Source organism: Alsobacter sp. (assembly GCF_059501845.1).
The window spans coordinates 227303-251973 of the sequence record NZ_JCACDK010000014.1 but is presented as its reverse complement, the minus strand read 5'-3'; the positions used below and the strand labels follow the sequence as shown (position 1 = coordinate 251973).

Here is a 24671-nt window from a genome sequence, read left to right as displayed (position 1 = left end):
GGGACCATGGCTGACGCACAGATCCAGACCGGGGCCGCCGGCACCGCCGTCGAGACGAAGAACCCCGACGATTTCGCCTCCGTCCTGAAGCAGAGCTTCAAGCCGCGCACCGAACGCGCGGCGACGGAAGTCGAGAACGCGGTCACCACGCTCGTCGAGCAGGCGCTGCAGGACCAGAGCCTGATCAAGGACGACGTCCTCGACACGATCGAGGAAATGATCGCCCGCCTCGACGAAAAGCTCACCGCGCAGGTGAACGAGATCATCCACGCGCCCGAATTCAAGCAGATCGAGAGCGCCTGGCGAGGCCTGCACTACCTGGTCTTCAACTCCGAAACGGATTCGATGCTGAAGATCCGTTTCATGAACGTCGGCAAGACAGAGCTCCTCAAGACACTGAAGCTCTACTCCGGCGCGCGGTGGGACCAGAGCCCGATCTTCAAGCAGATCTACGAGCACGAGTTCGGCCAGCTCGGCGGCGAGCCCTTCGGCGCGCTGGTGGCCGACTACTATTTCAGCCACCTTCCGCAGGACGTGCAGCTGCTGCGCGACATCGGCAAGATCGCCAGCTCGGCGCACTGTCCGTTCTTCGCCGGCGCCGACCCGACACTGGCCGGCATGGACGCCTGGACCGAGCTGTCCAACCCGCGCGACATCGGCAAGATCTTCGACACGCCGGACTACGCGGCGTGGAAGTCCGTGCGCGACAGCGTCGATTCCCGCTACATCGGCCTGTGCATGCCCCGCGTGCTCGCCCGCGTGCCTTACGGCGCCAAGACGGAGCCGGTCGAGGAGTTCGCCTTCGAGGAGGAGACGGACGGACATACCGGCGACAAGTACGCCTGGATGAACGCCTCCTACGCCATGGCGGTGAACATCAACCGCGCCTTCAAGGAATGGGGCTGGTGCACCCGCATCCGCGGCGTGGAGTCGGGTGGCGAGGTGATCAACCTGCCCACGCACACCTTCCCCACCGACGATGGCGGCATCGACCTGAAGTGCCCGACCGAGATCGCCATCAGCGACCGGCGCGAGGCGGAACTCGCCAAGGCTGGCCTGATCCCGCTCATCCACCGCAAGAACACCGACAAGGCCGCCTTCATCGGCGCCCAATCGCTCTACAAGCCCTCGCCGCGGACGGGTCCGAATGCGGTCGAAGCGACGGCGTCGGACAACATGTCCTCGAGGCTGCCCTACATGTTCGCGGTCTCGCGCTTCGCGCATTACCTGAAGTGCATGGTGCGCGACAAGATCGGCTCCACCAAGGAGAAGGAGCAGCTCACCAAGTGGCTGCAGGGGTGGATCTACGAATACGTGGACGGCGACCCCATCAACTCCTCCGAGGAGACGAAGGCCCGCCGGCCGCTCGCGGACGCCAAGGTCGAGGTCATCGATAACCCCGAGAACCCCGGCTACTACGCGGCGAAGTTCTACCTCCGCCCGCACTTCCAGCTGGAAGGAATGGACGTCGGCCTCAGCCTCGTCTCGCGCCTGCCCGGCGCCCAGAGCTGACCCACGCGCTGCGGACGCGGGGCGCGTCCGCCTTCACGACTTGAGCGGAAACAGGGCCGGCGGCGCGTTCAGCGCCTGCCGCGCCCGTCAATCACGGGGGGAACGCCATGGCAGTGGACATGTTCTTGGTTCTCGACGGGCTCGAGGGCGAATCGCAGGACAAGGCCTATTCAGGCAAGGTCGACGTTCTGTCCTGGTCATGGGGCCTGACCCAGACCGGCAACACCCATGTCGGCGGCGGCTCGGGTGCCGGCAAGGTGAATGTCGACGACATCACCATCACCAAGTACATCGACAATGCCTCGCCGACGATGATGACCTGGTGCTGCAACGGCAAGCACATCCCCAAGGGCAAGATCATCTGCCGCAAGGCCGGCGAGCACCCGCTCGAGTACATCACCATCGAGCTTGAGAACATCATCATCGCGCATATCGGCACGGGCGGCTCGCATGGCGAGGAACGTCTGACCGAGCACGTGCGGCTCAACTTCGGCAAGTTCAAGTACGTCTACAAGAAGCAGGACGAGAAGGGTGGCGGCAAGCCCAAGGAAGCCACCTGGAACATCATGACCAACACGCCGAACTGAGCCGCGCCACCCGGGCGCCCGCCCTGCTGCCTGGACTCCGGAGCGATCGATGTCGACGAGAGAGCGGCGCAACCGACTGAGCCCGCCCTTGCTGCACGCTTTCCGGGAGGCGCATCGGGCGGGTGACTCCAAACGCAAGCTGGACCTGCGGGATGAGACGGGCGAGCGGGTCATTGCCGGCCGCCGCGCGCTCGGCCGGGCGCCGATCACCGAGGCCGCGCTCCGACGGGAGGTCGGGCGCGACCTCGAGAACCTGCTCAACACGATCCAGATGGCCTCGACGCAGGACCTGTCGGAGCTGGAGGAGGTGCGGCACTCGATCATTAATTTCGGGATCCCCGACATCGTGCACCGGTCCTACGACGAGTTCTCCGTGGCCGACATCAAGGACGAGGTGCGGCAGGCCCTGATCGACTTCGAGCCACGCATGGTGCCCGGCACCATCGAGGTCGCACGCGACGCGGTCGCCGACCCCGCCGCCCTCAAGGTGCGGTTCAGCATCCGCGCCGACCTGTTCTGCGAGCCCGTGAACACCTCCGCCGAGTTCGTCGCCGATGTCGACGTCGGCGCGGGCAAGATCGCGATCGTCAGGACCTAGGCACATGGATCGCGAGTTCCTCGACCTCTACGAGCGGGAACTGCGCCTCCTCAAGGAGCACGGCCGGGAGTTCGCCGAGGAATATCCCGGCATTGCCGACAGGCTGGGCGGGCTGCTCGCCGACCGCACCGACCCCATGGTCGAGGGCCTGCTGCAGGGCACGGCCTTCCTCGCCGCCCGCGTCCAGCTGAAGATCAAGCACGAGTTTCCCGAATTCACGGCCAACCTGATCGAGCAGCTCGTTCCCGACTGTCTTGCCCCCACGCCGTCGGCGCTGCTGGCGCGGATCGATCCGCCCTTCTCCGACCCCGGCCTGCGTGAGGGGCTGGCCGTACCGTCGGGCGCCTACATGGATGCGACCTACCTGGAACGCGACAGGCGTATCGCCTGCCGGTTCCAGCTGCGGGGCGACATCGTGCTGTGGCCCTTCTCGATCGCGGGCACGGAGTATTTTTCCCGGCCGGGTCCCCTGCAGGCGCTCGGCGTTCCCGTCGGCCCGGAGGTCGCGGCGGGAATGCGCCTGTCGCTCGCCTGCCGCACGGCCGACCGCCTCGAGGACGAGCCGCCCGACGCCGTTGCCGCCAAGACGCCCCAGGCCTGGTTCGCCGGCTGCCGCACGCAGGACCTCGCCGTTCACCTCGTCGGGCCCGAGGCGGACGCCGATGCGCTCTACGAGCAGCTCTTCGGGCACCGCACGGCGGCCTTCCTTCGCTTTCCCGACGAGTTCGGCGACCCCGTCCTGATCAGGCTCGACCCGGCGCAGATCGAGCAGATCGGCTTCGGCGACGACGACAGCCTTCTGCCGGGCGACCACCGGATCTTTCGAGGCTTCCAGCTGCTGCGGGACTACTTCATCTTCCCACGGAAATTCCTCGGTTTCCGCATCAACGGCCTCGGACCGCTGATGCCGCGCATCCAGTCCCGTGACCTCGACCTCGTCCTGTGCTTCGACGAGGTCGCGGCGCGCCTGTCCGCCGCCGTCACGCCGGCCATGTTCGCGCTCTATGCCGCGCCGGCCGTCAACCTCTTCGAGAAGACGACGGACCGGATTGCCGTGCGCTCGTTCCAGCACGAGTACCAGGTCGTCCCCGACCGCAGCCGCTACCTCGATTTCGAGCCGCACCGGATCCTGGAGGTCGGGGCGCATTTCGCCGGCGGCCAGGAGAAGGTGCCCGTCAACCCGCTCTACTCGGCGACGCCAGACGGCGGGTCGCTGCGTTCCGGGCTCTTCTACGGCGTACGCCGCATGCCCCGACGCCGAACGGCGCGCGAACGCACCTTCGGATCGCCGTCCGACTACACCGGCACCGACATGTTCCTGTCGCTGCTCGAGCCGGTGCGCGCGGGCGACATGCCGCCCGTTGCGGAGCTGAGCGTCCGGGCGCTGTGCTCGAACCGGCACCTGACCGAGCACCTGCCCGTCGGCGAGAGCGGCGCCGACTTCACGATCCTCGACAACACGGCGCTGACGGTGACCTGCGCTGCGGGACCCACCCCGCCCCGTGGCCCGATGGTGGGGCAGCGCTCCGTCCGCTCCGAAGCGGAGAGCACCGGCGGCATCACGTGGCGGCTGATCAACATGCTGAGCCTGAACCAGCTCGGCCTGGTGCGCAGGGGAGGCGGCCGCGACGGCAACGCCCTGCGCGAGACGCTCGCCTTCTTCGCCGACCTGAACGACGCCGCCGTCGAGCGCCGCATCCGGGGCGTGCGCGCCGTCGACAGCAGGCCAGTGACCCGCCGCGTCCGGCAGCGCGCAGGTGCCGGCATTGCGCGCGGGACGGAGGTGACGGTCACGCTCGACGAGAAAGCCTTCGAGGGATCCGGAGCGTTTCTGCTGGGTGCCATCCTCGACAGGTTCCTCGCCGAATATGCCGGCATGAACCACTTCACGCAGACTGTGATCCGCTCCACGGACCGCGGCCTTCTCATGCGCTGGCCACCCCGCCCGGGCCTGAGGAGGGCGTTGTGAGCGTCGAGCGTCTCGTCGAGAGCGAGCCCTGGCTGGTCGATGCGCTTCTCGCCCTGCGCATCGTCGAGCGCAACAGCCCCGACGCGCCGCGCATCGGTGACAGCGCGTCGCGCCGCGACGACCGGGTGACGCTGGGGCAGGACCCGTTCCTCGACTTCCCGGCCTCGACCCTCTCGCGGTCGGCGAGGGACGCGCAGGGTCGTCTCGCCCTGTTCGTGCGCTTCCTCGGCCTGCTTGGACCGCAGGGGGCGCTGCCGCTCGCCATCACGGAGGAGGCTTATGGCTGGGCGCTCGCCGGCGACGACGCCTTTGCCCGCTTCCTCGACATCTTCAACAATCGCTTCCTGCAGCTCTTCTACCGTGCCTGGGCGGACGCGAGGCCGATCGCGCAGCACGAGCGCCCGGACGACGACCGCTTCGCCGCCTTCGTCGGCTCGACCATCGGGATCGGATCCCCTGTCTACAGGCAGCTCGATTCGATCGAGGACATCGCCAAGCTGGGCTTCGCCGGCCTGCTCGGCCGGAAGGGCGCCTCTGCCTCGCGGCTCAAGAGCCTGATCGAGGGCATGTTCGGCGTGCGCGCCGAGATCGAGCAGTTCGCGGGGACGCGGCTGCCGATCGAGCCGGAGGAGCGTTCGCGCCTCGGCGTCGGGTATTGCGCGCTGGGCCGGGACACGCTGCTCGGCGCGACGCTGTTCTCCGTCGAGGACAAGTTCCGCGTGCGCATCCTTGCCCGTGACCTCGACGAGTACGAGCGCTTTCTCCCCGTCGGCGAACACAGCCCGCGTCTGGTCGACCTCGTCTTCTTCTGCTGCGGCGACGAGCTCGAGTGGGACGTGGAACTGTCCATCGACGCGGCCGCCGTGAAGCCGACCACGCTCGGCGGGTTCGGCCGGCTGGGGTGGACGAGCTGGGTGGCGCCGAATTGGTCGAACGCCAAGGGTACACGCCGGGCCGATGCCCGCTTCAACGCCGCCGAGCGCGCGGCGCGCAGCCGCAAGGCTGCTGCGCCTTCGCCGCAGTGACAGGAGGTCCGCGATGGCCGACATCAGCCTCGAAACGGTGACCGGAAAACTCAACCGGGTCGGTTACGACGCCTTCATCCAGGCCCTCCGGCAGGCCAAGGCCGCGGGAAACCGCAATGTCGAGCTGGCGCACTGGCTCGTCCACCTGCTGCAGCGCGACGCAACCGACGTCGCCCTCACCGCCGATCATTTCAAGCTCGACCGTGCCAGGATGCTGGCCGATCTCGGCCGCGTGGTGGAGGGCTTCCGCAAGAACGAGACGGAGATGCCGGGCGTTTCCAACGCCGTGGTCGACGTGCTCGACCGGGGCTGGCACTACGCGACGCTGTTCTTCGGCGAGACGCAGATCCGCAGCGGCCACGTTCTGCTCGCCGCCCTGAAGTCGATGGAGCTCAGGCGCGCGCTGACGAACGCCTCGGCCGAGTTCGCCAAGATCCCGGCCGATGCCCTTGCGACCGAGCACCGGGCCGCCTGGGCGGGGTCGGAGGAGGAAAACCTGCGGCCGATGGACGGCTCGGGCCTAAGCGCGGCCGGTACTCCAGGTGCAGCGGCAGCAGGCCCGTCGGGCACCACGGCCCTTGACCGCTTTTCGCAGGACCTGACGGCGAAGGCCGCGTCCGGCGATATGGACCCGATCCTCGGCCGCGACGAGGAAATCCGCCAGCTCATCGACGTACTGATGCGCCGGCGGCAGAACAACCCTATCCTCACCGGCGAGGCGGGCGTGGGGAAGACCGCCGTCGTCGAGGGCTTCGCCCAGCGCATCGTCGCGGGGGAGGTGCCACCACCGCTGCGCGACGTGCGCGTCTGCGTGCTCGATGTCGGCCTGATGCAGGCGGGCGCCTCCATGAAGGGCGAATTCGAGCAGCGCCTTCGCTCCGTCATCGACGAGGTGCAGAGCTCCCCCAAGCCGGTGATCCTCTTCATCGACGAGGCGCACACGCTGATCGGCGCGGGCGGCCAAGCGGGCACGGGCGATGCGGCGAACCTCCTGAAGCCCGCCCTCGCACGCGGGACGCTGCGCACCATCGCCGCGACCACGTGGTCCGAGTACCGGCAATACATCGAGAAGGACCCTGCGCTCACCCGCCGCTTCCAGCCGATTCAGGTGGACGAGCCGGACATCGCCCGCGCCGCGATCATGCTGCGCGGGCTGGTCGGGCCGATGGAGAAGCACCACAAGGTCCGCATCGCCGACAGCGCCATCGTCGCGGCGGTGAACCTGTCGCACCGCTACATTCCCGCCCGCCAGTTGCCGGACAAGGCTGTGAGCCTGCTCGACACAGCCTGCGCGCGCGTCGCCATCAGCCAGAGCGCCACGCCGGCCGCCATCGAGGACACGCGCGCCACGATCTCGGCCCGGCAGGCTGAAAAGGAACGGCTGGTGCTCGACCTGGATCTCGGCGAGGACCGGGCCGAGCGCGTGGCGAAGATCGACGCCGAGCTCGAAAGCCTCTCGGCGACGATGGAGAAGCTGGAAGCAGACTGGCAGCGCGAACAGGCCCTGGTCGGCGAGGTTCGCAGCATTCGCGAGATCCTCGCCGCCGCCGAAATGCCCGAGGGCACCGACCCCGACGCGGAGCGCGTGAGGCTGAAGGAAAAGACCGCCGAGCTCGATGGCATCGATCCGGAAGCGCGGATGATCCACGCGCATGTCGACGACCAGACCGTTGCTGCCGTCGTGTCGGACTGGACCGGCATCCCCGTCGGGCGCATGGTCAAGGACGAGGTAGAAGCGGTGCTGTCGCTTCCCGACATCCTCGGCAAGCGCGTCGTTGGCCAGAAGCACGGCCTCGACATGATCTCCCGGCGCATCGAGACGAGCCGCGCCAAGCTCGACAATCCCAACAAGCCCATCGGCGTCTTCATGCTCTGCGGCCCGTCCGGCGTGGGCAAGACGGAGACCGCGCTGGCGCTCGCGGAGGCGCTCTATGGCGGCGAGCAGAACGTCGTCACGATCAACATGTCGGAGTTCCAGGAGGCCCACACGGTCTCAACCCTGAAGGGGGCGCCTCCCGGCTATGTCGGCTATGGCGAGGGCGGCCGGCTGACAGAGGCGGTGCGGCGCAAGCCCTACAGCGTCGTGCTGCTGGACGAGGTGGAGAAGGCCCACCCCGACGTGCACGAGATTTTCTTCCAGGTCTTCGACAAGGGGCAGATGGAGGACGGCACGGGACGCAGGATCGACTTCCGGAACACGCTCATCCTGCTCACCTCCAATGTCGGCACCGACACGATCATGGAGCTCGGTTCCGATCCGCAGTTTGCGTCGGAGCCGGAAAAGCTCGCCGCAGCCCTGCGCCCGGACCTGCTGCGCGTCTTTCCGCCGGCCTTGCTCGGGCGCATCGTCGTCATCCCTTACTTCCCGCTCTCGCCGGACATGCTGGCCGGCATTGTCCGCCTGCAGCTGAACCGCATCGGCAAGCGCTTCGCCGACAATCACGAGGCGGCGTTCGACTACGACGACGCCGTGGTCGACCTCATCGTGTCACGCTGCAACGACCCGGATTCGGGCGGGCGCATGATCGACAACATCGTCACGAACACGATGCTCCCGGCGCTTGCCCGCGGCGTGCTGCAGCGCTCCGTCGCACGCGAGAAGCTGACGGGCATTGCGGTCGGGGCAGAGGGAAGCGAGTTCACCTATGCTTGGCGCTGATGCCCGGCGCTGAGCGCGGACTCGGCCTTCAAACCGTTTGGAACGGGGCGCCCTTGCCGCAACCGTCGGTGTCAGCGAGTCTTTCTTCAACTCCGCATGGCATCGGCTCCGGTGCGCGCGGCAGGCTGTCGGTGGAGGGATCCTTGCGCAGCAGAGCCATGTCGGGCCGGGTCCTCGCCCTCGCCGCGATCCTCGCCTTCCCTGCCTTGGCCTGGGCCGATCCGCGCACGCCGGCGCCGCCCAACGCTTCCGTCTTCTTCCCCGACCTGCAGGACGGGTCAGTCATCCCGCCCGACGCGAAGATCCGGTTCGGCGCGTCGGGGGTCACGATCACGCCAGCGGGCGAGAAGGGTCCGGCTGCGGGCCACCATCACCTGCTGATCGACACCGAACTGCCGCCGCTCGACCAGCCCATCCCGAGCGACTTCAACCACCTGCATTTCGGCAAGGGGCAGACGGAGGCCGAGGTCAAGCTGCCGCCGGGGGAGCACACGCTGCAGCTCCTGCTGGGTGATGCCTCACACGTGCCGCACAATCCTCCCGTGATGTCCGGCCGGATCACCGTGAAGGTGGTGGATCCCGCCCAGGGCTCGGCCGAGGCCGAGCAACCGGAGGGCCCGCCGCGCACGCCCTCGCCGCCGGGCGCCAAGGTCGGCATCACCGAGCCGGCTGATGGCGCGACCGTGCCGCCCACCTTCACCGTGAAGCTGAGCATTGAAGGCATGGAGGTGGCGCCCGCGGGAACGCAAAAGCTGAACTCCGGCCACCACCATCTTCTGGTCGACGCACCCGTGCCGCCGCTCGAGAACGAGGTGCCGAGCGACTTCAACCATGTGCATCTCGGCAAGGGGCAGACGGAGATCCAGCTGACCCTGAAGCCCGGCCCGCATACCATTCAGGCCTTGCTGGCGGACCACCAGCACGTGCCCCACGACCCGCCGGTCATGTCGGCGCCGATCCGCGTCACGGTGTCGGAGGGCAAGGCGGCGCCGGGCGAGGAAGCCTTGAAGCGCAAGCCCTCGCCGCCTGATGCCGCCGTCTATTTCGTCTACCCCCACAATGGCGAGACGATCTACCCGACGTCCACCATCCGCTTCGGCCTGCGCAACATGGGCGTCGCCCCGGCCGGCGTCGTGAAGGCCAACACCGGGCATCACCACCTGATCGTCGACGCCGACACGCCGTCGCTCGACGAGGCGATCCCCAGCGACCTCAACCATTTGCATTTCGGCGCCGGCCAGACGGAAAAGCGCATCACGCTCCCCCCGGGCAAGCACACGCTGCAGCTGATTCTCGCCGACGAGAAGCACGTGCCGCATGATCCGCCCGTCATGTCCGAGAAGATCGAGGTGATCGTCGTCCCCGGCGGCGGCAAGAGGAGGAAGAAGTGACGATGCGCCGGACAGTCCGCGCGGCGCTCATCGCCGCTTCGCTTTCCGCGGCAGCCCTGGTGGCTGCAGCATGTCCCGCCTCGGCCCAGGAGGGGAAGGGCAACACACCCTCTCCCAAGGGCGCCTTTGTCTATTTCCATTACCCCAAGGACGGCAGCCGCGTGCCGCAGCGCTTCACGGTCCGCATCGGGCTGAAGGAGATGGGCGTCGCGCCCGCCGGGGTGAAGATGGCCAACACCGGCCATCACCACCTGCTGATCGACGCGCCGCCCGGACCGCCGGGCGAGCCGATTCCCTCTGACTACAACCACATCCACCTCGGCAACGGCCAGACGGAGGTGGTCGTGACGCTGACGCCGGGCGTCCACACCCTGCAGTTGGTCGTCGCCGACCAGGACCACATTCCGCACGTTCCCCCCGTGATGTCCCAGAAGATCACGGTGACGGTGCGCTGATCGCAATCTCCGGGAGGTCTGCATGAGGTTGCGTTGGGTCCTGGCTCTGGCGCTCGGTGCGCTGGCGGCACTGGCGCAACTCGCGCCCGCGGCGGCGCAGTCCAGGCGAGTCGCCCTCGTCATCGGAAACGGGAGCTACGCCAAGGCCGGCATCCCGACCGCGGCGAGCGACGCCGAGAAGCTCGGCCTCGCGCTGACGACGGCCGGCTACGACGTGACGCTCGGCCAGAACATGACCCGTGGCGGCATGGAGCAGGCGCTCACCGTCTTCGGCCGCAAGCTCACCCCCGGCGCTACCGCTGTCGTCTACTATCTCGGGCACGGCGTGCAGGCGAACGGCGTCAACGTGCTGCTTCCCGTCGACGCGAACCCGGCCACCGCCGACGACCTGCGCACCCAGGGCTTCGGGCTCGAGACGCTGCTGGACCGGCTCATCGTCGGCCGTCCCGCCACCGCGCTCGTCGTGCTGGACACCGGCTTTTCGTTCCCGCTGGGAACGGGCGGAGCGGCCGCGCGCGGCCTTGCTGTTGTGCGCGTGCCCCCAGCGACGGCCATGCTCTACGCCGCCCCCGTCGGTGTGGCGCCGGCGTTGCCCGGGTCCGGCGGCAGCCGGCTCGCGGCGGAGCTCACCCGGGCGATGGCCGCGCCGGGGCTGTCGGCCAACAAGGTGGCGGTTCAGGTGCGTGCCGCCGCGACGCCGCCGGGTGGCGTCCCCGCCTTCATCGTGCGGCAGGAGCCGGAAGGTCCGCCGGTCTCCGGGCCGCCGGGAGCAGCCGCCCCGCCTCCACCCCCCGCGGCTTCCGCCCCGGTGGCGCAGGCCGATACCAGCCGCGATGCATCTCTTCTTCCAGCTGCCGAAGGCGCCACGAAGGACTGCGAGACCTGCCCCGAGCTCGTGGCGGTCCGGCCCGGCTCGTTCCAGATGGGCGGCGACCAGTTCGACTTCGAGAAGCCCGTCCACGGCGTGACGATCTCGCGGCCCTTCATGCTCGGCAGGAAGGAGGTCACCTTCGCCGAGTGGGACGCCTGCGTGGACGGCGGCGGATGCCAGGCCCGGCCGTCGGACCGCGGCCTCGGGCGCGGCGACAGGCCCGTCACCGATATCTCCTGGGCGGATGCCAAGGAGTACGTGGCATGGCTTTCGCGGACCACTGGGAAGTCCTATCGCCTGCCCACCGAGGCCGAGTGGGAGTATGCCGGCCGGGCGGGCACGACCACGACCTATCCATGGGGCGCCGCCCCCGACAAGGATCGCGCCAACTGCCTCGGCTGCTCCAGCCAGCCCGTGAAGCACGCCGTCGCCTCCGGCCAGTTCCCCGCCAATGCGTGGGGCTTGCTGGACATGCCCGGCAATGCGGCGGAGTGGGTGGAGGATTGCTGGAGCGAAACCTACAAGGGTGCGCCCGCCGACGGCTCGGCCTGGACCAAAGCGGATTGCCGCGAGCGCGTTCTGCGCGGCGGGTCCTTCAACAATGATCCGCGCTACCTGCGTTCGGGCGCCCGCTTCAAATACGACTCCGACGTGCGCTACTTCACCAACGGATTGCGCGTGGCGCGCGACCCATGAGCCCGGCCGTCAACCGAGGCTGACGCGGGGGACCGCTTTGGACTGATCCTCCGCCGCGTAGGGCTGTCGCGGCTGGAAGCTGAAGGCTTTCGCCAGGAACACGCCGGGAGCGGTGCCGATCGCCGTGTTGTACTCGGCGACGCAATCGTTGAAGTGCTGGCGCGCCATGGCGATCCGGTTCTCGGTCGAGGAGAGTTCCTCCTGCAGGCCGAGCACGTTGGCGGAGGTCTTCAGGTCCGGATTCGCCTCGACGATGACCGACAGCGGAGCCAGCGCCGCGCTCAGCCGCTGCTCGGCGGCGAACCGGGCCGGCGCGTCCGCCGTCGCCGTCGCCAGGCACTCCGACCGCGCCCGTACGACGGCTTCCAGCGTCGACGATTCATGCGCCATGGCGCCTTTCACGGCGCCCACCAGTTGCGGCACGAGGTCCGCCCTGCGCTTCAGCTGGGTATCGATCTGCGCCCAGGCGGCGTCTGTCCGGTTCCGTCGCGCGACGATGCGATTGTAGAGCCATACCGCGTAGAGGCCCGCGGCGATCAGCAGCCAGGTCATGGAGTCTCCGAAATCATCCGACGACGAAGGAGGCCAGCGCGAGCCCGCCGGCAAGCGAGAAAAGCATGAACCCGGCCGTGATCAGAAGGGTCATGAAGACCAGCATTCCCACGAGGGGAACGAGGGGAATGCAGAGGAGGGCGACCAGCACGGCCGCGCGCCGGTTCGCCAGGAGCGCACGGAGCGCCCGGTGCGGCGTCACCTGGACCCGGGCTCCCATGGCCGCGAGCCGGACACACCGCGCCTCGAGCGAGGGCGTGAGCGCGGCGGGCAGCGTCTGCCTGTCTGCCATGCCGCCCCGCTTGCCGCCACCCTGTGCGTGGACGAACAGGAAGTCGCGGGACTCGCCCCCTTCCGGCAGCGACGATGAAGCGATCGCGGTGAGGGCGGCCACGACCGCGTCGGGGTCGCGCGTGAGCTGCACCGCCCCGGCATCGGCGAGGTAGCGCCGGTTGCGAAACAGCATCGTCAGCGGCGGCCCGAGAAACAGCGGCACCCAGAGCACGACGATCATCTTCATGAAGAGGGTCAGAAGGATCAGCGGCAGCAGCGGCAGCGTGATCAGGAATTTCAGCCGGGACTTGCCTTCCTCCGGCATGAACCTGCCGATCTCCTCGGAAGATTTGGAGTTCATCGCCGTCTCGAAGTCTCTTTCCGCCGCGAGCAGCCTTTGCGGGTCGGAGGAGAGGCCGACGGCGAGCGGAGCGAACCGGTAGAGACCGCGCCAGGCCGTCCCCCGGAACGGCAGGTCGAGGATGGAGAGCAGCAGGCCGAGCGTCTGCAGGACGGCGAGGACGGACGCGCTGACCTTGAGGTCACCATGGCCGATGGAGGCGACGCAGTGCGCGACGGCAGCCCCGGTCTCCTCGCGGCCAAGCCTGTCGAGCATCCCGCGGGTGACGATGACGGACGCGTCCTCGGGGGTGCTGCCGACGGCGGCGGCGTTCACCGCTTCGCTGTCGACCACGAGGAGCCCCGGCGATGGCAGGCCGGCGGCAAGCGCCATTTCGTCGACAAGATTGGCGAGCTGCCGCTCCTCGATGTCGTTGCCGCGCGGCGGCCGGGCGTTCAGGCTCGCCACGAGGTCGCGAAGCCCTGTCCGTCGGATGGCCCAGACGAACAGCAGCCAGACCAGGCCGGCTGCAGCGATGCCCGGCAGCATGAGGCCCGCCATTCCAAGGGCGGAGGGCCCGAGCGATCCGACGTCGGTGAGGCCGTTGAGCTTGTCGATAGCGTCGAGAAAGCGCTCGAAACGGGCGAGCTGGCCCGTCAGCCAGCCTCCGAGAGCATGACGGAGCGAACCGGCGGGCGAACCCAATCCTGGCACCAGGCCAAGCAGCCGCAGCAGGCCACCAGCGGCGATGAGGATCAGCGGGGTCAGCACCGTGCTCATGACGATGCCGAGCGCCGAGGCTATGGCGAGGCACGCCAGGCTGATCCGCCACGTGCCGCGGCGGCGGCGCGCCTGTTCTTCCTGGAAGGAGGTGCGTTCCAGCGTCACTGCGCTCATGGGCGGTCCCGGCGGAACGTATGGGTGCGCCGGCGCGGTGCTCCCGGAGGAGACGGCGCCGGCGCGCCGGTCGGACCGTACACGATCAGTTCGGCGTGTTGGTCATGATGTTCCAGGTGGCTTCCTTGGGCTTGCCGCCACCCTTCTCGTCCTGCTTCTTGTAGACGTACTTGAACTTGCCGAAGTTGAGCCGCACGTGCTCGGTCAGACGTTCCTCGCCATGCGAGCCGCCCGTGCCGATATGCGCGATGATGATGTTCTCAAGCTCGATGGTGATGTACTCGAGCGGGTGCTCGCCGGCCTTGCGGCAGATGATCTTGCCCTTGGGGATGTGCTTGCCGTTGCAGCACCAGGTCATCATCGTCGGCGAGGCATTGTCGATGTACTTGGTGATGGTGATGTCGTCGACATTCACCTTGCCGGCACCCGAGCCGCCGCCGACATGGGTGTTGCCGGTCTGGGTCAGGCCCCATGACCAGGACAGAACGTCGACCTTGCCTGAATAGGCCTTGTCCTGCGATTCGCCCTCGAGCCCGTCGAGGACCAGAAACATGTCCACTGCCATTGTAGTGCTCCATCGTCCGAGGTCGAAGGCTTCCGGAACCTTGTAAGTGCGGGAAGCTCTACTTGAGATCCGGCGCCCCGTGGCGTCCGATGGGAGCCAGATAAGCTGGAGTTTCTTCCCACGTCCACGCTTCGCCCTCCAATCGAAAAGGGGGAAACAGTGTGGCGCACTTCACAGACGTGCCGGGTCCCGCCTGTCAGTCTGGCGGTCCGTCGCCTTCCATGTGCCAACAGGCATCTTGGCCTGTGCAAGGGGGGCAGGTGCGATTTGTCACATCGCCGTGTGCGCAACGTGCATACTCTGGCGGTGCGGCCGAAAGGGGGAGTCGGCTATGTCTCTGCTTCGCAATGGTAGGGTGCCTGCCGATCCGGGCGGATGCGCCGAGATGATGCGCATGCTGCGCGAGGGCGGCAACGCATCGGTCGGGCTCGGCGACTACCGTGCCGTGCTGCGCCAGTTTCCTGTCGACCGGCCCGAGCGGCCTCCCGTGCAGGTGGCTGCCGGACGCCGCCGCTGAGCCAGCCTTCTCCTAGTATCGTGGAAGCACGAAGGGCGCGTCCTCGGGGAGAGGCAGCCCGACCCAGCTGCCGCTCTCCTGCGACAGGTAGGCCGCCTGCACGACCTCCTGCGCGCGCAGGCCGTCCATCCCGGTGACGGCCACGGGCGCGCCGTGGCGGATGCTGTCGCAGAACGCCTTCATCTGCGCCAGGTATGGGCTCCGGCGCGGCGGCTTCACGGTGATCCAGCCCCCGTCGAAGGTCTTCCACCAGGCATCCGGGTAGTGCGCTTCCCGCAGCACGTCCGGAAGATCCGCGGCGCCCTTCTCGGTGTAGACGGCGAGCGGGGCGGCGTGGAACGGGTTCAGCGTCTCGCTGGCGATGTGGATCGTGCCCTCGGTGCCCCAGAGATCCGTGCCGTCGCCGATGTTGGGCGAGTAGCGGTTGCTGGTCAGGCACCCGCGCGCGCCGCCTGCGAAGCGCGTCATCAGCCAGACATTGTCGTCGACCTTCTCGGCCATCGCGCTGTTGGCGAGCTCCGCCATCACGGCCGAAACGTCGCCCACGAGATGCCGGGCGAGGTCGATCCGGTGGATCGTGAGGTCGATGATCGTCGCCCCGCCGGACAAGGCGAGGTCGTAGCGGTAGCGCGTTGCGGCGGGGTAGGCCGTGGACTTCTCGGAGTAGACCGACCGCATCTGGTGGACCTTGCCGATCAGGCCGCTGTCCAGCAGCGCCTTGGCAATCTGGACCTGCGTCCAGAAGCGCTGGTTGAAGCCCACCTGGAGCACCACGCCGGCCTCGGCACAGGCGTCCACCATCCTCCGTGCCGAGGCGATGTCGATGGCCAGTGGCTTCTCGCAGAAAACGTGCTTGCCCCGGCGGGCCGCTTCGATCACGGGCTCGGCATGGTGGGCGTTCGGCGTCGCCACGATCACCGCGTCGATGTCACGGGCCTCGAGCATGGCGTCGAGCTCGCGATAGGCCCAGCCGCCAAATTCACGCGCGAGTGCGTCCGACCTGCCGGCATCCGGGTCGAATACGCCGGCCAGCACCGCCTCGGGCGTAGCCGCGATGGTGGGCGCGTGGCTCAGCCGCATGATCGCACCCGCCCCCACGAGGCCGATGCGGACAGGGTGTTCGCGCGCAGCGCTGTCGCCAGCGGAGCCGGACATGGCGTATCCTCCGATGCCTGTCGTCTTTGGCGCGGTCCAGTCAGGCCTGCCGGCCGCGTCCATGATCATGCGCGGCTTGCGGCGTCGGCGCGAGCGCCTTCTCACGGCGCGATGGCACGTGGCTTGCGAGCGGGTATCGCGGCGCCGGACGGCCGGAAGCCTGGGGGGACGGGACATGGGCTTCGATCTGATCGTTCGCGATGCGCGCCTTGCAAGCCACGGGGCCGAGCCGGTCGACATCGCCATTGCAGCGGGGCGGATCGCGTTCGTCGGGACGCGCTTCGTGGCGGATGCGCCCACCGTCGACGCGGGAGGGCGCCTCGCGGTGCCCGGCTTCGTCGAGACCCACATTCACCTCGACAAGTCCTGCCTGATCGGCCGCTGCCGCTGCGAAACGGGCTCCCTGCAGGAGGCGATAGGGTTGGTCGCAGACGCCAAGCGCGCCTTCACCGACGAGGACGTCTATGTCCGCGCGTCCCGCACGCTGGAAAAAGCGCTCGTCAACGGCACCATGCGCATGCGCACGCATGTCGAGGTCGATCCACGGGTCGGGCTCACCAGCTTCCATGCACTGAGGCGGCTCAAGCAGTCCTATTCTTGGGCGATCGACATCCAGCTCTGCGTCTTTCCGCAGGAGGGGTTGCTGGACGACCCCGGCTGCGAGGACGTCATGCGGCAGGCGCTCACCGAGGGCGCGGACGTGGTCGGCGGCGCGCCCTACATGGACAAGGACTCGCACGGCCAGATCGCGCGCATCTTCGCCATGGCCAGGGACTTCGACGTGGACATCGACTTCCATCTCGATTTCGGGCTCGATCCCTCGCATCTCGACGTGGAGGAAGTGTGCCGCCTGACCGACCACTATGGCTGGGGCGGCAGGGTGGCCGTGGGCCACGTCACGAAGTTCTCGTCGGTGCCGCCCGCGAGGCTCGACGCCATCGCCGCCATGCTCGCGGCCTCCGGCGTGGCCGTCACCGTTCTGCCGGCCACCGACCTCTACCTCACCGGCCGAGACCGCGACCATGACATCCCCCGCGGCGTGACGCAGGCCCACAAGCTGCTCGAAAAGGGCGTGACCTGCTCGATCTCGACCAACAACGTGCTGAACCCCTTCACCCCCTTCGGTGATTGCTCACTGGTGCGGATGGCGAACCTCTATGCCAACATCGCCCAGGTCGGGAGCGAAAGCGGTCTTGCATCCTGCCTCGACATGGTGACCTCGCAATCGGCAAAGCTGCTCAACCTCGACGACTACGGGATCGCCGAAGGCATGAGCGCCGACCTCGTCCTGCTCGACGCGCCTGCGCCGAGCACGGCCATCGCCGAGCTCGCGCCGCCTGTGCTCGGGATCAAGCGGGGTGTGCGCACCTTCACGCGGGCACTGCCCGAGTTGCACCGCCCGCAGTGAGGACCAAGCGATGAGCGTCGTCGACACGGCCGGTGCGTTCTGCGCCCACGGCCTCGCCGAGGTCCGCGGGGCCGCCAACGGCCCACTCGCGGGTCTCACCTTCGGCGTGAAGGACCTCTACGACCTCGCCGGCATCCTCACGGGCAACGGCTCGCCGGAATGGCTGGCCACCCATCCCGTCCCGACGCGAACCGCTCCCGCTGTCCAGCGGCTGCTGGATGCCGGTGCGACCTGCGTGGGCAAGACGCAGATGGACGAACTCGCCTGGAGCCTGATGGGCGAGAATGCCCGCTACGGCACGCCGCTCAACGCCTCCGCGCCGGGGCGTATCCCGGGTGGCTCATCGAGCGGGTCCGCGGCGGCGGCAGCGGCCGGTCTCGTCGACTTCTCGCTGGGCTCGGACACGGGAGGATCTGTCCGGCTGCCCGCCAGCTTCTGCGGCCTCTATGGCATGCGGCCGACGCACGGGCGTATCCCGATGGAGGGCGCCGTCGCGCTTGCGCCGAGCTATGACAGCGCCGGCTGGTTTGCCCGCTCGGCGGATATGCTCGCGGAGGTCGGCCGCGTTCTGCTGTCGTCGCAGCGTGAAGGCGCGGTGCCGTCGCGGTTGCTCGTCGCGATCGATCTCTTCGCGATCGCCGATCCCGGCACGGCCGACGCCCTGATGCACGCTCTGCGCCGACTTGAGAGCATCGCGGGACCAGCCGAGGAGGTCAGCGTTGCAGGCGAGGACATGGCGGCCTGGCGCGACGCGTTCCGGACGATCCAGACCGCAGAGGTCTGGGCGACCCATGGCGCGTGGGTAACCGCCGTGCAGCCGGATTTCGGCCCCGGCATCCGCGAGCGCTTCGCCGCGGCCGCTGCGACCGACCCGGCAGCGCTCGCCGCCGCGCAGCGGCTGCGCGTCGGCATTGCCGGGCGGCTGCGTTCGATGCTGCCGGCCGGAACGGTCCTGCTCCTTCCGTCGTCGCCGGGGCCGGCGCCCCTGCGCGGCTCACCACCGGCGGAACTCGAAGCCTTTAGGGCGCGGGCGTTGGCGCTGCTTTGCCTCGCCGGTCACGCCGGCCTGCCGCAGGTCAGCCTGCCGCTCGCGTCTGTCGACGGCCTTCCCGTCGGGCTTTCCGTCGTTGGCGGACCGGGGACGGACGAAGACCTGCTCGCATTGGCGCAGGCTGTGGCGGGGTGATTGGTTCAGTCGACGAGCCTCGCCTGCCAGATCCCCGTACGCACGAGATCCCTGCAAACCTCCTCCAGCACCCCCGCGAGGATGTGGGCCGCCCGCGGGTGGACGGTACGGCGGGACACCCCGATCGAGATCCGCCACGACGGGGTGGGATCGACGATGGGCACGGCGGCCAATTCGCCGCGCTCGATCTCCTCGGCGAAGGCGAAATGCGGCGCGACCGTCGCGTAACCGGCGCGCACCAGCTGCCGCGTGGCGGGAAGCGAGTCGCAGTTCATCACGGACAGTTCGCACCCGGCGAGGCCGGCCTGCTTGGTCACCAGGCCCCTCACCACGTGCCCGGGCGAGGGCAGGACGAGCGGGACACCGGCCAGCCTGCTGAACGGGATCGCGTTCATGCCGGCGAGTCCGGACCGGGCATGAACATGCAGGACGAGGTCCTCTGTCATGATCTCCACGGCGGAAATGTGCTCGTAGGCGCGATGGTCGAAGAGGATGGCGACGTCCAGCCGGCCGGCCTGGATCCACTCCTCGAGAGTGCCGGACATGGCCTCCACGAGGTGCACCGAGATGCCAGGATAGCGGTTGCTGGTTTCCCGGACGATGTGGAGCGCCACGCCCCGGCACACCGAGGCGGGCAGTCCGACCGCGACCGTGGCCACGGGGCTCGACACCTGCGAGCGGACGGCTTCCCGCGCCCGGTCCATGTTGTCCAGGATCAACTGGGCGTGGTCGCGGAAGGCGATGCCGAGATCGGTGGGCGTGACCCCGCGGGGATGGCGGATGAGCAGGTCGACGCCAAGTTCTTCCTCCAGCGCCTTCACCTGCACGCTGAGCGAGGGTTGAGCGATGCCGAGGATCTCGGCGGCCCGCGACAGGCTGCCGCTTTCCACGATCTGGACGAAGTAGCGCAGCTGTCTCAGGTCCATGTGCCGCCTCGCGGATCCCTGCTGTAACCCGCGCGACGCATGGACTGCCCGTATTGGAGGCGTCGCCCATAGCATTGACCTATGGGGTGGCCAACCCTTTGCAGAGTGTCGCGCGCGCCTGCCTCACGCATGGGCAGGGCACCGGGCCCACGGCCCGACCAAGGCTGGACAGGATGAGATGATCCGGGACCGTATAGCCCGGCCCGATTGCTGCTATGACAGCCATGGCAGGACCAGGTTCCTGAGCGTAAGCTGAGCGCCGGGGCGGTCAATGCGGCAGCGGATTGACCTTGGATCAGGCATTTCCGGAACCACGCAGCCGCAAATGGCCCTTCAGGCCCCCGTTCCAGCTCCGACCCATCGTGTTCGACGTTCGCCATAGGTGGAGACTATACATCGGATAGGGATTTCTTGTTGGTCGGCTTTCTCGCTCCCGCACCACAGTGGGAAGCCGCCGGATGGCGGCGGCCTGAGGGGAGGGGATCGTGAGCGATACTAACGACAAGTCCGCGTTCGAGATCAGCCGGCGCCGCTTTTTCGAGACCACGGCGGCCCTGGCCGGCATCGCGGCCATGCCGCGCATCCTCGCCATTCCGCAGGCTCATGCGCAGGCGGTGAGCACGATGGTGATCGCCGCACCTGCGACGCCGCAGAGCCTGGACTGCAACTTCGACGTCAGCCTCGGGACGTTCGAGGCGATCGCCGCCATGTATGACGGCCTGCTCGGCTTCACGCTGATCCCGGATGCCGGCGTGCCCGACGCCAGGCGCGAGGACATCGCCTTCCACGCCGACAAGGTCGGTGGCGTCAACATGTACGGCAAGCTCGCCGAGAGCTTCGAACTCGACCCCGCCGGCAAGTGGGCGCGCTTCAAGCTGCGCGAGGGCGTCAAGAGCAACTGGGGCAACGAGCTCACGGCCGAGGACGTCAAGTGGACGTGGTCCCGAGCCTTCGCGCTCGGAGCGCTCGGCGCCTTCTACACCAAGGTCATCGGCCTGTCCGGCCCCGACGACATCAAGGTCGAGAGCAAGTACGTCGTCTCCTTCAACGTGAAGGAGCCCAACCCGCTTCTGCTCAAGATCCACGCCAATCTGTACACGCCCGTCTACGACAGCAAGAAGTGCAAGGAGGCGGGCGGCGCGGACGACCCGTGGGCGCGCAAGTTCCTGGAGAACAACAGCGCCGGCTTCGGCCCTTACCAGTTGCAGCAGCTGGTGCGCGGACAGCAGGCGGTCTTCAAGGCGCGGCCGGACTACTACGGCGGCAAGCCTGCCATCGACACGGTAATCTTCAAGGAGGTGCCCACCTCCGCCGCCCGCGTTCAGCTGCTGCGCGGCGGGGCGGTCGACATCGCCCAGTACCTCCAGCCGCTGGAGGTCATCAGCCTGAAGACCGTGCCCAACGTGGCAGTGGAAACCGTGCCGGCCTCCTTCATGGTCTGGATCGAGCTGAACGCCAAGATGGCGCCGCTCGACATGGTCGACGTCCGCCGCGCCCTCAACTTCGCCTTCCCGCAGCAGGAAGTCCTCAAGGCAGTGTTCCAGGGGCTCGCGAGCCCACTCGACGGCTGCATGCCCAACATCTACCCGGGCTTCGCGGGGGGCCTCGCCGACTACACCTACAATCTCGACAAGGCCAAGGAGCTGCTGGCAAAGGCGGGTGTGACCGGGTTCAAGACGACATTGGCCTACAATGCCGGCGATCCCATCCAGGAGCCGATCGCCATCATCTACCAGTCCGCCCTTCGCAAGATCGGCGTTGAGCTGGAGCTCAAGAAGGTTCCGGCAGGCTCGTTCTACAACGCGGTCACCGAACGCAAGCAGCCGATGATCTTCTATGTGGACAGCCCGTGGTGCCCGGATCCCGGCTACTCGCTCACGCTCTACTTCGACAGCAAGTCCTACGTGAACTACTCGAACTACGAGAATGCCGAAGTCGACAAGCTGATTGCCGAGATGGCCGGTACCGCCGACGAGAAGGTGCGCCTCGAGGCGGCCAAGAAGGCTCAGGCGATCATCATGAGCGAGGCACCGTGGACCTTCGTCGCCTATCCCAACTACACGATGGCCCGTAAGGCGGATCTGAAGGGCTGGACGTACTACACATCCAACAACATCCGCTTCCAGAACTTCAGCCGGGCCTGATCCCGCGATGGCCGTCGCTCGGACGGACACGTATGGCGCAGGCGGCGGGTCATCCCGCCGCCTCGCCTTCTTCCTCGCCGTACTCAGGACGAACCCCAGCTTCGCCCTCGGCTACGGCATCGTCGGGGTCGTGCTGGTGCTGGCGATCCTCGCGCCCTGGGTCGCGCCCTTCCCGCCGGAGGCCGCGGACCCCGGCGCCTTCCTCCAGCCCCCGAGCTGGCGGCACTTCATGGGCACGGACGCCACGGGCATGGACGTCTTCTCGCGGGTGCTCTGGGCGCCGCGCATCGACCTGTCCATCGCCGTGCTGGGTACGCTGCTGTCTGCCCTGGTAGGCACGTCGCTCGGTGCCCTCGTGGGCTACTACCAGTCGGTCAAGGGCATCGGGAAGATCGGCGCGGGCTTCGTCATGCGCTCGGCCGACGTGCTGCAGGCCTTTCCCGTCTTCGTCTTCGCCATCGCGCTCGTTGCCGTCTTCGGGCAGAGCCTTCAGTCGATCGTGCTCGCCATCGCTTTCGTCAACGCGCCGATCTACCTCCGGCTGATGCGCTCGCAGGTCATGAGCATCCGCAACATGCGCTACGTCGAGGCGGCGTGGCTTGCCGGCGTCTCCGATACCGGCATCATCCTGCGCCACATCGTCCCCAACGCCATCGCGCCCGTTCTGGCGCAGCTGTCTGTCAATATCGGCTGGTCCGTGCTGCTCACCGCGGCCCTGAGCTTCATCGGCGCGGGCGTGAAAGCGCCGACACCCGAGTGGGGCAGCATGATCGCGTCCGGCTACCAGAACATCGTCACCGGCCACTGGTGGCCCTCGATCTTCCCCGGTCTCGCACTGGCGGTCACCGTCTTCGGCTTCTCGCTCATCGGCAGCAGCATCGAGGTGTTGTCCGATCCCGCCCGACGGCGCCGCCTCGCCGGGCGTATCGGACAGGCGGGGGCCCGGGCATGAGCCTGTTCAGCTATCTCGGCCAGCGACTGCTCTTCGTCGTCCCGCAGATCGTCGGGATCCTCTTCGTCAGCTTCATGATGGTGAAGCTGATCCCGGGCGACCCGGCGGTCCTGATGCTGGGGCCCTTCGCTACGCCGGAAGGGCTCGCCAAGCTGCGCGGGGAGTTGGGCCTCGACCACTCGGTCTTCACGCAGTTCTTCATCTACCTCGGCAACGTGCTGCACGGCGATCTCGGCATGTCGTGGCAGACCACGATGCCGGTGACCTCCGACTTAGCCCAGCGATTCCCCGCCACGCTCGAGCTGGTCACGCTGGGCCTCGTCCTCGCGTTGCTCATCGGCATCCCGCTCGGCATTGCCGGCGCGCGGCGTACGAAGGGGCCAATCCGCGCGGCGGCGGACTATTACGGCCTGCTCGCCGGCGCGCTGCCGGACTTCTGGCTGGCGCTCGTGCTGATCTACGTCTTCTACACGATGCTGGGATGGGCCCCGGCGCCGCTGGGCCGGCTCGACCTCGTCATCCTGCCGCCCACCCCTGTCACCAACGCGCTCCTGATCGACAGCCTGCTCGAGGGCAACTGGGAGGCGTTCCGTAACGCGGCCGCCCATCTGGTGCTCCCCGTCGTGACGCTCGGCCTCATCAATGCCGGCCCCATTTTGAAGATGACGCAGGCGACGACGGAGCGGATGCTCGACTCCGACTTCAGCCGCTACGCGGAGCTGTGCGGGCTGCCGCGCAAGGTCGTCGTGCGCCAGGCTTTCCGCAATGCGCTGCCGTCCGTCATCACCATCGTCAGCGTGCTCTACGGTTTCCTGATCGGCGGCGCGGTGCTGGTGGAGATCGTGTTCTCGTGGGGCGGGGCGGGGCAATACGCCGTGCAGGGCGTGCTGAACGCGGACCTGAACCCCGTGCTGGGTTTCGTGCTCTACTCGGCCGTGCTGTCGCTCTTCGTCTACCTGATGGTGGACCTCCTCTACTTCTTCATCGATCCCAGGACGCGCTGATGGCGGGATTGCCCTGATGGAAAGTCCGGTGCTGAACGTCGAGGCTCTCGACGTGGAGTTCCCCCGCTACGGCGAGACCGCGCAGAGGGCGGTCCGGCAACTCGACCTCGCCATAGCCTCGCAGGAGATCGTCGGCCTCGTCGGTGAATCCGGCGCCGGCAAGACGACGCTCGCCCGCGCCATCATGCAGCTGGTGCCGCCGCCGGGTCGCATCGCGCGCGGCAAGGTGAAGTTCCTGGGGATCGACCTTTCGACGCTGGACGAGGAAGGCCTGCGCCAGCTGCGCGGCAGGTCCATGTCCATGGTCATCGCCAATCCACGTAGCGAGCTGAATCCGCTGCTCACCGTCGGCCAGCAGATCGGCAACGTGCTGCGCTACCATGTCGGCGTCACCGGGCAGGAGCTGAAGGACCGCGTCATCGACATGCTCAAGGAGGTCCGCATCCCGGATCCCGAGCGTCGCTACGCCGCCTATCCGCACGAATTGTCCGGCGGCATGGCCCAGCGCGTCGTCATGGCCATCGCGCTGATCTGCGACCCGCGCTTCGTCATCTCGGACGACGCCACAAGCGGGCTCGACGTCACGGTGCAGACCCAGGTGCTGGAGCTGCTGCAGCGCCTTGTCGCGCGCCACCGCACGGCGATGCTCATCATCACCCGCGACATCGGCATCACTGCGCATTTCTGTGATCGGGTGGCCGTTATCTATTCCGGCGAGATCGTCGAGATCGCCGCGAAGGCGAGCTTCTTCGCCACCCCGATGCACCCCTACACGTTACTGCTGCTGGCCGCCTTCTCCCACAATCCCCGGCTGCGCAGCTACTGGATCAAGGGCGGCACGGCGGAGGACAGGGCACCGGCGGCGGCTGGCTGCAGCTTCGCGCCACGGTGCGTCCGGGCCAGGCCTAACTGCGCTGTCGATCATCCGCCCTTACGGGAGCTGAGCCCGGGCCACTTCGTGCGCTGCCACTATCCCGTGGAGCACTGAG

21 protein-coding genes are annotated in these 24671 nt (G+C 68.0%); 16 read left to right on the top strand and 5 right to left on the bottom strand.

Annotated features, from left to right (window positions below):
- Window positions 1-6: 6 nt before the first annotated feature.
- The 9 genes from tssC to AC5JCN_RS12100 all read left to right on the top strand — a co-directional run bounded on the left by tssC (window position 7) and on the right by AC5JCN_RS12100 (window position 11763).
- Window positions 7-1512, top strand: coding sequence for a type VI secretion system contractile sheath large subunit (tssC, locus tag AC5JCN_RS12140; protein WP_495755322.1), 1506 nt, complete (start codon window positions 7-9; stop codon window positions 1510-1512).
- A gap of 107 nt (window positions 1513-1619) precedes the next feature.
- Window positions 1620-2099, top strand: coding sequence for an Hcp family type VI secretion system effector (locus tag AC5JCN_RS12135; RefSeq protein WP_495755312.1), 480 nt, complete (start codon window positions 1620-1622; stop codon window positions 2097-2099).
- 49 nt (window positions 2100-2148) lie between these two features.
- A complete protein-coding gene (gene tssE, locus AC5JCN_RS12130) occupies window positions 2149-2697 on the top strand; it encodes a type VI secretion system baseplate subunit TssE (protein WP_495755321.1) in 549 nt (182 codons plus the stop codon).
- Window positions 2698-2701: 4 nt separating this feature from the next.
- A complete protein-coding gene (gene tssF / locus AC5JCN_RS12125) occupies window positions 2702-4666 on the top strand; it encodes a type VI secretion system baseplate subunit TssF (protein WP_495755320.1) in 1965 nt (654 codons plus the stop codon).
- A complete protein-coding gene (tssG, locus tag AC5JCN_RS12120; RefSeq protein WP_495755319.1) occupies window positions 4663-5691 on the top strand; it encodes a type VI secretion system baseplate subunit TssG in 1029 nt (342 codons plus the stop codon). The genes tssF and tssG overlap by 4 nt, the downstream gene beginning before the upstream one ends.
- Window positions 5692-5704: 13 nt before the next feature.
- Window positions 5705-8350 (top strand): type VI secretion system ATPase TssH, encoded by a 2646-nt coding sequence (tssH, locus tag AC5JCN_RS12115; RefSeq protein ID WP_495755318.1) that lies wholly within the window; start codon window positions 5705-5707, stop codon window positions 8348-8350.
- Between the two features lie 143 nt (window positions 8351-8493).
- Window positions 8494-9741 (top strand): DUF4399 domain-containing protein, encoded by a 1248-nt coding sequence (locus AC5JCN_RS12110; RefSeq protein ID WP_495755317.1) that lies wholly within the window; start codon window positions 8494-8496, stop codon window positions 9739-9741.
- Window positions 9742-9743: 2 nt separating this feature from the next.
- The gene (locus tag AC5JCN_RS12105) at window positions 9744-10196 is read left to right on the top strand and encodes a DUF4399 domain-containing protein (RefSeq protein WP_495755316.1); all 453 of its coding nucleotides are present in this window, start codon (window positions 9744-9746) and stop codon (window positions 10194-10196) included.
- A 22-nt stretch (window positions 10197-10218) separates the two neighbouring features.
- The gene (locus AC5JCN_RS12100) at window positions 10219-11763 is read left to right on the top strand and encodes an SUMF1/EgtB/PvdO family nonheme iron enzyme (protein WP_495755315.1); all 1545 of its coding nucleotides are present in this window, start codon (window positions 10219-10221) and stop codon (window positions 11761-11763) included.
- Window positions 11764-11772: 9 nt separating this feature from the next.
- On the opposite strand, the gene AC5JCN_RS12095 is transcribed toward AC5JCN_RS12100, so the two are convergent.
- The 3 genes from AC5JCN_RS12095 to AC5JCN_RS12085 all read right to left on the bottom strand — a co-directional run bounded on the left by AC5JCN_RS12095 (window position 11773) and on the right by AC5JCN_RS12085 (window position 14390).
- The gene (locus AC5JCN_RS12095) at window positions 11773-12315 is read right to left on the bottom strand and encodes a LemA family protein (RefSeq protein ID WP_495755314.1); all 543 of its coding nucleotides are present in this window, start codon (window positions 12313-12315) and stop codon (window positions 11773-11775) included.
- A 13-nt stretch (window positions 12316-12328) separates the two neighbouring features.
- On the bottom strand, window positions 12329-13825 hold the full coding sequence (locus AC5JCN_RS12090; protein ID WP_495755313.1) for a M48 family metalloprotease: 1497 nt from the start codon (window positions 13823-13825) through the stop codon (window positions 12329-12331).
- Window positions 13826-13910: 85 nt separating this feature from the next.
- On the bottom strand, window positions 13911-14390 hold the full coding sequence (locus tag AC5JCN_RS12085) for an Hcp family type VI secretion system effector (protein ID WP_495755312.1): 480 nt from the start codon (window positions 14388-14390) through the stop codon (window positions 13911-13913).
- A gap of 385 nt (window positions 14391-14775) precedes the next feature.
- On the opposite strand from AC5JCN_RS12085, the gene AC5JCN_RS12080 reads away from it, so the two are divergent.
- Window positions 14776-14907, top strand: coding sequence for a hypothetical protein (locus tag AC5JCN_RS12080; RefSeq protein WP_495755311.1), 132 nt, complete (start codon window positions 14776-14778; stop codon window positions 14905-14907).
- A 12-nt stretch (window positions 14908-14919) separates the two neighbouring features.
- Here the strand turns inward: AC5JCN_RS12080 and AC5JCN_RS12075 are convergent, their stop codons facing one another.
- Complete coding sequence (locus AC5JCN_RS12075; protein WP_495755310.1) at window positions 14920-16062, bottom strand: Gfo/Idh/MocA family protein; 1143 nt, start codon at window positions 16060-16062, stop codon at window positions 14920-14922.
- Window positions 16063-16237: 175 nt separating this feature from the next.
- On the opposite strand from AC5JCN_RS12075, the gene AC5JCN_RS12070 reads away from it, so the two are divergent.
- Both AC5JCN_RS12070 and AC5JCN_RS12065 read left to right on the top strand, forming a co-directional pair.
- The gene (locus AC5JCN_RS12070; RefSeq protein WP_495755309.1) at window positions 16238-17470 is read left to right on the top strand and encodes an amidohydrolase family protein; all 1233 of its coding nucleotides are present in this window, start codon (window positions 16238-16240) and stop codon (window positions 17468-17470) included.
- Between the two features lie 10 nt (window positions 17471-17480).
- Window positions 17481-18656, top strand: a complete 1176-nt coding sequence (locus AC5JCN_RS12065; protein WP_495755308.1) for an amidase — start codon at window positions 17481-17483, stop codon at window positions 18654-18656.
- 5 nt (window positions 18657-18661) lie between these two features.
- Here AC5JCN_RS12065 and AC5JCN_RS12060 read toward each other — a convergent pair whose 3' ends face one another.
- On the bottom strand, window positions 18662-19582 hold the full coding sequence (locus AC5JCN_RS12060; RefSeq protein ID WP_495755307.1) for a LysR family transcriptional regulator: 921 nt from the start codon (window positions 19580-19582) through the stop codon (window positions 18662-18664).
- A 485-nt stretch (window positions 19583-20067) separates the two neighbouring features.
- On the opposite strand from AC5JCN_RS12060, the gene AC5JCN_RS12055 reads away from it, so the two are divergent.
- The 4 genes from AC5JCN_RS12055 to AC5JCN_RS12040 are packed head-to-tail and all read left to right on the top strand — an operon-like array spanning window position 20068 to window position 24670.
- Window positions 20068-21726, top strand: coding sequence for an ABC transporter substrate-binding protein (locus tag AC5JCN_RS12055; RefSeq protein ID WP_495755306.1), 1659 nt, complete (start codon window positions 20068-20070; stop codon window positions 21724-21726).
- Window positions 21727-21733: 7 nt separating this feature from the next.
- On the top strand, window positions 21734-22678 hold the full coding sequence (locus AC5JCN_RS12050) for an ABC transporter permease (RefSeq protein ID WP_495755305.1): 945 nt from the start codon (window positions 21734-21736) through the stop codon (window positions 22676-22678).
- Window positions 22675-23682, top strand: coding sequence for an ABC transporter permease (locus AC5JCN_RS12045; protein WP_495755304.1), 1008 nt, complete (start codon window positions 22675-22677; stop codon window positions 23680-23682). Before AC5JCN_RS12050 ends, AC5JCN_RS12045 begins: the two co-directional genes overlap by 4 nt.
- A 16-nt stretch (window positions 23683-23698) precedes the next feature.
- Complete coding sequence (locus AC5JCN_RS12040) at window positions 23699-24670, top strand: ABC transporter ATP-binding protein (protein ID WP_495755303.1); 972 nt, start codon at window positions 23699-23701, stop codon at window positions 24668-24670.
- The last annotated feature ends 1 nt before the right edge of the window (window position 24671 follow it).